Source organism: Acinetobacter sp. AC1-2, assembly GCF_016124155.1.
In the GTDB taxonomy this organism is placed as follows: domain Bacteria; phylum Pseudomonadota; class Gammaproteobacteria; order Pseudomonadales; family Moraxellaceae; genus Acinetobacter; species Acinetobacter calcoaceticus.
This window is the reverse complement of the sequence record NZ_JABFFO010000002.1, coordinates 364557-371616: the sequence shown is the minus strand read 5'-3', so window position 1 is coordinate 371616 and position 7060 is coordinate 364557. Positions and strand designations below refer to the sequence as shown.

8 protein-coding genes are annotated in these 7060 nt (G+C 37.7%); 7 read left to right on the top strand and 1 reads right to left on the bottom strand.

The features are described from left to right. Nucleotides 1-522: 522 nt before the first annotated feature. The 7 genes from HL290_RS11940 (at nt 523) to HL290_RS11910 (ending at nt 5468) form a co-directional block, all read left to right on the top strand. Complete coding sequence (locus HL290_RS11940; protein ID WP_227602274.1) at nt 523-1401, top strand: VacJ family lipoprotein; 879 nt, start codon at nt 523-525, stop codon at nt 1399-1401. Between the two features lie 111 nt (nt 1402-1512). Beyond that, complete coding sequence (gene gigA, locus HL290_RS11935; RefSeq protein WP_198496561.1) at nt 1513-2481, top strand: RsbU family protein phosphatase GigA; 969 nt, start codon at nt 1513-1515, stop codon at nt 2479-2481. 102 nt (nt 2482-2583) lie between these two features. Continuing rightward, nucleotides 2584-3105 carry an anti-anti-sigma factor GigB gene (gene gigB / locus HL290_RS11930; protein WP_002117273.1) on the top strand — a complete coding sequence of 174 codons (522 nt, stop codon included), beginning with the start codon at nt 2584-2586 and terminating at the stop codon, nt 3103-3105. Nucleotides 3106-3131: 26 nt separating this feature from the next. Beyond that, entirely contained in the window at nt 3132-3956 is an 825-nt protein-coding gene (locus tag HL290_RS11925; RefSeq protein ID WP_198496560.1) for a carbon-nitrogen hydrolase family protein, read from the top strand. Between the two features lie 14 nt (nt 3957-3970). Then, entirely contained in the window at nt 3971-4345 is a 375-nt protein-coding gene (locus tag HL290_RS11920; protein ID WP_003655077.1) for a DUF4951 domain-containing protein, read from the top strand. 165 nt (nt 4346-4510) lie between these two features. After that, nucleotides 4511-4948, top strand: a complete 438-nt coding sequence (locus tag HL290_RS11915; protein WP_017391224.1) for a MarR family winged helix-turn-helix transcriptional regulator — start codon at nt 4511-4513, stop codon at nt 4946-4948. Between the two features lie 88 nt (nt 4949-5036). Further along, nucleotides 5037-5468: an organic hydroperoxide resistance protein gene (locus HL290_RS11910; RefSeq protein WP_003655074.1), complete on the top strand. Its 432-nt coding sequence runs from the start codon at nt 5037-5039 to the stop codon at nt 5466-5468. A gap of 59 nt (nt 5469-5527) precedes the next feature. On the opposite strand, the gene gspE is transcribed toward HL290_RS11910, so the two are convergent. Continuing rightward, nucleotides 5528-7018: a type II secretion system ATPase GspE gene (gspE, locus tag HL290_RS11905; protein WP_004641278.1), complete on the bottom strand. Its 1491-nt coding sequence runs from the start codon at nt 7016-7018 to the stop codon at nt 5528-5530. Nucleotides 7019-7060 lie beyond the last annotated feature (42 nt).

Sequence of the window (7060 nt, the reverse complement as noted above, 5' to 3'; positions counted from 1 at the left end):
TTTTCTGACTTAAATTTCGCTCAAATAAACTTCGAGTAATTTAAACCAATCAATCAATGATAATATTTCGATCAATCAATCAGTAAAAATCCACACAAGTTGTTCTTCATAATCTCTTAATGATCTTCTTACTGGTTCGTCACCAGCAAGCTAGGTCGGCTATATTACTCTTAATCTCTTAAAAGTCAACAGGTAATTTCGATATTTTTAAAACTTATTCTCAAAACCAACTTCTTATCAAATCCACTGCTCAAAGCAATCAACCCAATTCCAAGTAACTGTTTTTCAACAAGTTCTTATCTGCATCACCGCCGATGGATGTGCATTATAGACCATTAAATCCCCTTGGCAACCCCTTTTTTAAATAAACATGATCGTCTGTTTATTTTTTAACCTTTTTAGCATTTTATCTATATTATTTGATCAATTTTACATTGATAATAGGTTATCAATTTTGTATTAAAGCATATCTCCATCCAACTGCACATTAAGTATTAGCCTGGCTGGCGGTTAAGGAATTATATGAATTATTCTAATTTAATTTTACTAAGCGTGTTATCTGTAGGTGTTTGTACCTCTATATATGCTCAAGAAAACACGATAAGTGAATCTGCTAATGCTAGTTCATTAGAAGAAACGGGGCCGAATCACCCCCGTTCACAAATTATTAAAGATTTAAAAAATATTAAAGTTAAAGATTTAAAAATTAATGCAAATGCAGCACAACCAGATTTAGTTAAAGATCCTTTGCAGTCATTGAACCGTCCAATTTATTCTTTTAATGATATGTTGGACCGCAATTTCTTGCGCCCCGTTGCTGTTCAATATAGAGAAAAGACTCCAGAAGATGTACGTGGCTCTTATCGCCAGTTCCGTAAAAATCTTGGTGAACCATGGAATGCTGTTAATCAGCTTATTCAAGGTCGTCCAGGTCGTGCAGCAAAAACTTTAGGTCGATTTACGATTAATACCTTAACTACTCTTGGTTTGGCAGACCCAGCCAGCCGCTTAGGTTTACCGACTGAGGAAGAGAATTTTGGTGTAACTCTTGGTTATTATGGTGTGCCTTCTGGTCCATTCCTTATGTTACCTTTCTTTGGGCCAAGTACTTTGCGTGATGGTTTTGGTTTGGCAGTAGACGCCCAAGCTCGTCCACAAAAATATGTTATGGATGATCAAGAGGGTCTTTATTGGTCAAGCAATCTATTACAAGCTGTTGATACTCGTGCTCAATATCTGGACTTAGATCAAACTTTACAGGGTGATCAATACGCTATGATTCGAGATTTATATCTCCAACGTAAAGCATTCCAGATTGCAGAGAAAAAGGGCGACTCAGCTGATGTGTCTTTCATTGATGATGACTCAGAAGATACACCGGATGAGAATCAAAACCCTTAAAAGATGAAATCGAGGTATTGCTTGGATTGAGAGTTCGGCAATACCTTGATTTTGATGATACATACTCTATGATGAATAAAGTGATCATATAAAAGGACTACCATATCTTCTATGTATTTTATTAAACCGACACGCTCTATTCCTTATTTAGAGCAAGCTTTGGATAAACTACCAGGCTTACAAGTCATTAACATAGATGATTTAGACTTATATGATCCAACCATCATTGCAATTGCAGATGTACAAGATTTCTTAACTTATAAGTGGAATTTACCGACTATTGTAATTGCTTTTGAAAATGAAGGTAGCGCTTTAGCTCATGCATGGGAAGCAGGTGCTCTTGCAGGTTGGGTATGGAATCAATTACCTAACGATTTAAACAAAGCCTTATCAAGAATTGATGCTCAATATAAACGTAATCAAGATAGTCGTGACTTACCTTCAGCTGCTGAATTGCAAAAACGCTTATTACCAAACCCAATCGATTTATTAAATTATGAAGTCGAAACTTTCTTTCAGCCTTCAGCTTATCTTTCTGGTGATTGGTATGACTATTGGAAATTAAACGATAAAGAGGTTTTATTTTATCTTGCAGATGTTTCAGGTCATGGTGTAACGAGTAGTTTGCTAACATCATGGATGGCAGCTTTCCATGGTCGATCTAAAACCCCAAGACAATTAATTAAAAAATTAAACGGGATGTTGGTTCAAGAAAATATTGAAAAGCACATTACGATTGTTGTGGGTATTTTAAATCTTGAAACGCACACTCTTCGTTGGTCAAGTGCAGGGCACTACCCCCCTCCTATTATTTTCGAACCTAACCAACCACCTAAAATTCTAACAACGAGCAGTTTTCCGCTAGGTTTAACGGATGAGTTGGAAGTTGAAGAGCATATTTGTACACTAAACCACCAATCACGCTTCATTGTTTGCTCTGATGGAGCCCTCGAACCCTTTGATGGTGGTTTAAACGATCAGTTCCAACAATTAGTTCATCATTTGCAAAATCAATCATTTCAAGCACCCGATCATGTGGCCGATGATATTGCCATCTTTAGTCTTTGTCGAATGAATTAATTTACGAATCAATTAATTACATAATATACGACCTAAGGACTCTTGAGTCTGAGATGGCACTATGTGATAATTTTTCTATCCTTCTCTGAAAATGGCATTTATATGTCAACAGGTCATGTTGAATATGCAAGCTTAAATGGAACGCATATTTTCAAACTTATTGGTGAAGTGCGAGCCCATTCTTGTATAAGTCTAGACAAACTTTTAAACAGAATTGAACAGCAAGAGAATGTTGTTGGTGCAATCGTTGATTTAACCCAAACAACATTTATTGATAGTACTGTATTAGGTATCTTAGCTAAGCTAGGTTTAAAGCTGAAACAGACTCATCATATTCAAGCTGTGATGCTATCTACCAATCCAGATATCACAACCTTAGCCAACAGTATGGGGCTAGGGCAGGTTTTTGTCATTTTGAATTATTGTGGTGATCCTAATGTTTGTACGTTAACGTTAACAGATGAACAAATCACTCATAATGCAATGCTAAGAACTGTTCTGGATGCACATAAGACATTGATGAAACTCAATGCAAACAATCAGAATATGTTTGAGCCACTTGTGAAGCAGTTACAGAAAGAACAAGATACGCTTGAACAGGTATCAGATAAGCAAAATGCCTGATTTTCACGATTAAGCCGGATTAGAATATGACTCTTGTTTCTGTTGCTCAAATGAACTCTCAAGATGATATTGAAAATAATTTTCAAGTCATTGAGTCTTTGATTCAACAAAGCAAGGCGCAAAATGCTAGCCTGATTGTTTTCCCCGAAAACTTTGTATGTTTTGCTGCTGGAAAACAACGTGAAACTGCTGAGCAATTTGAATCTATTCAACAAAGGCTTGAGCAACTAGCACATCAATATCAAATCTGGATTGTGGCTGGCACCTTACCATGTCCATTCCGTCCAGATGGATCTTCGATTCAAGATGGTCGCGTCCGGACGGTTAGCCTCTGTATCAGCCCTGAGCGTACAGAAGCACGTTATGACAAGATCCATTTATTTGATGTACAAGTTGGTGATGCAGTCGGTGGTTATCAAGAGTCTCGTTTCTTTGAACCGGGAACAGACGTAGTAGTCACATCTACCCCTTTTGGCAATATTGGCTTAATGGTATGTTATGACTTACGTTTTCCAGAGCTTGCTCTAACGCTAAGACAACAAGGCGCTCATCTTCTTACTGCTCCTGCTGCATTTACCTACACAACTGGGCAAATGCATTGGCAACTTCTGCTACAGGCTCGGGCAATGGATAGCCAATGTTATGTTTTAGGTGCAGCACAACAGGGCTGGCATGGTGAAAAACGACAAACCTGGGGACACTCTGGGGCAACAGATAGTCGTGGTCAAATTTTAAGTATGATTGGATATGAAGGGAATGGTTTAATCACTGTGCCCTTTGATTTAACAGCACAAGATATCGTCCGCTCTTCAATGCCTCTAATGACACACCGTAAATTGATTCACTATTAAAAGTTTAATTATTCATGTGGAAATACTTATTTAGCTTTTTTTGCTTGGGGGCAAATATTCATTGTTATGCAGAGTTTGGCACAACGAATCATTTCGTTTTACCAACCGCACAACTCAAATCAGATATTCTTCCCTCTACTCCTAAAGATATTCCTTTGCCTGCATTTGGCCAAAGAATAATTGGATGGGGAACTGGCGCAGAAGGCGCAAGACAACGTTTAGAAAACATTCAACCAGCAGATGTTTCTATGATTAAAAAACAAGGAACAACACTTGAAATGATTACTGCTTGGAAAGATTTTTATGAACAAGAGCAACAACGTAGTGTAAATAATCCTACCGCTAAATATCGTGCGCGTTTAATGAAAAAAATTGCAGATCTATGGTAGACAATTTTATCTAAAAGATTTTTATCTTATGGAATAATTGATTTAATTATTCCATTTTTTATGTGCCTTAATTTACTTTATTCATAACCTATTCTTATGAACATTTAAGAAACTGAATAGAACGCGATATACTACAAAAGCAATATTAGTTTCTTTGAGGAATATATGGACCAAGACTGTAAAAACTTAAAGCTTGAGAATCAACTATGTTTCCTCGTCTATTCAACAAATTTAGCTCTTAATCAGCTCTACAGAAAACTCCTAGCACCTTTGGGTATTACCTATCCTCAATATTTGGTGATGTTAGTTTTATGGGAACAGGATGAGGTTACTGTTTCAGAAATTGGTGCCAAGCTTTTTTTAGAATCATCAACTCTCACCCCTATTCTGAAAAAATTAGAAGCCCTACATTTTCTTCACCGCACTCGCTCAACGCAAGATGAACGCCAAGTTATTATTACGCTAAGCGATGAAGGAAAAAAGTTAAAAGATCAGGCAATGAATATTCCAGCCGAAGTACTAGATGCAAGTTCATGTGATATGACAACGCTACTGGACCTAAAAGATCAACTTACTAAACTCCGTACAAACCTAGTCAAATAAACAGCAATTTTTTCAAAAAATATACTTGTCAAAATAATTAAGTCGTGTACGATATATTTGTATTCAATTTATTTTAGGAATAAAAACGATGTCATTAGAAAAAGTTGTTTATCGCGCAAAAGCTAAGGCAACCGGTGGCCGTGATGGCCGCGCAACCTCATCAGACGGTGTATTAGATGTACAACTTGGCGTACCTAAAGAAATGGGTGGTGCTGGTGGTGCTGTAACAAATCCCGAGCAATTATTTGCAGCTGGTTATTCAGCATGCTTTTTAGGCGCTTTAAAATTTGTTGCAAACCGCGATAAATTTAATATTAGCAAAGATGCGTATGTAGAAGGCGAAGTAGGTATTGGTCCAATTCCTACAGGTTTTAGTATTGAAGTAACTTTAAATGTTTACTTGGTTGGCATGGACCGTGAAGAAGCTGAAAAGTTAGTTGCAGCGGCTCATATCGTTTGCCCATATTCAAATGCAACTCGCAATAATATTGATGTGAACTTTAATATTGTGACTGAGTAATTTTTTAAGTTTAAAAAAAATGCCCGAATCTTATCGGGCATTTTATTGCACGTTACAAATTATGCTTCACTTGCTTCATTGGTTACTCGAAGCACTTCTTCAAGTGTAGTTTTACCTGTAAGTACTTTGCGTAAACCATCATCACGAATAGAGCCAGAGTACTGACGAGCATGATTTTCTAATTCATATTCAGCCGCATTTCCGTGAATCTGACGACGCATAGAGTCATCAACAGGCACGATTTCATAAATAGCCGTACGCCCATTAAAACCTAAATGTGAACAATGATCACACCCTTGAGCCTGTGGTAACTTCAACATAGACTCACTATGAATATGCTGAAATACCTGTCTTTCGAAAGTATCTGCTTCACGCCATGTCATACAATGTTGACATAGGGTACGAACCAAACGTTGAGCAATCACTCCAATTAAAGAGCTCGATAATAAGAATGGTTCAATCCCCATATCTTTAAGTCGAGTGACCGCGCCAATAGCTGTATTGGTGTGCAGTGTAGATAAAACCAAATGACCTGTTAATGATGCTTGCACTGCAATTTCAGCAGTTTCCAGATCACGAATCTCACCCACCATGACCACATCGGGATCTTGACGTAGCATTGCTTTTAGAGCGCGGGCAAAAGTCATATCCACTTTAGTATTGACCTGTGTCTGCCCAATACCTTCAAGTTGATATTCAATCGGATCTTCAGCTGTCAAAATGTTACGCGTATTGTCGTTTAGATCCGATAAGGCTGCATACAAGGTCGTCGTTTTCCCCGAGCCTGTAGGACCTGTTACTAAAATAATACCATGGGGACGATGTACGAGTTGAGTTAAACGCTCATAGTCATTTGCCATCAAACCCAAATGGATCATATTAAGACGACCAGCTTGTTTATCAAGCAAACGCATTACTACCCTTTCACCATGTGATGAAGGTAAAGTCGAAACACGGACATCCACTTCACGTCCAGCAAGACGTAAAGAAATACGACCATCTTGCGGTACACGCTTTTCTGCAATATCGAGTTTTGCCATGACTTTAATACGTGAAACCAGCAAAGGCGCCAACTCACGGCGTGGCTGTACAATTTCACGTAATTGACCATCTACACGTAATCGTACAGATAATTTTTTTTCAAAAGCTTCAATATGAATATCAGAAGCTCCTACCCGTATTGCTTCAGAAAGAAGTGCATTAATAAGACGAACAATTGGGGCATCATCTTCTTGGTCCATCAGATCTTCTGTTTCTGGAACCTGATCAGCCAAGCTTAATAAATCAGGATGATCTTCTAAACCTGCTGCAACTTCTTGTGACTCCCCTGTATCTCGCGCATAACTTGTACTAAGCAGTGCATTAAATTCTTGTTCAGTGCATAACTGATAGTGTGCTGGTTTTCCTAAAATTCGTCTTGCTTCCTGCAATGCAATTTTTTCAGTATTTTGACGTCTAATAATAAATACTTGATCACCGTCATAACGAAATAAAACACCATGACGCTTGGCAAAACTATATGGAACTTGTATTTGTTTCAATATTTGCATCACAATTTATAATGATGAGTAAGATGATTTTGAGTGTACTCT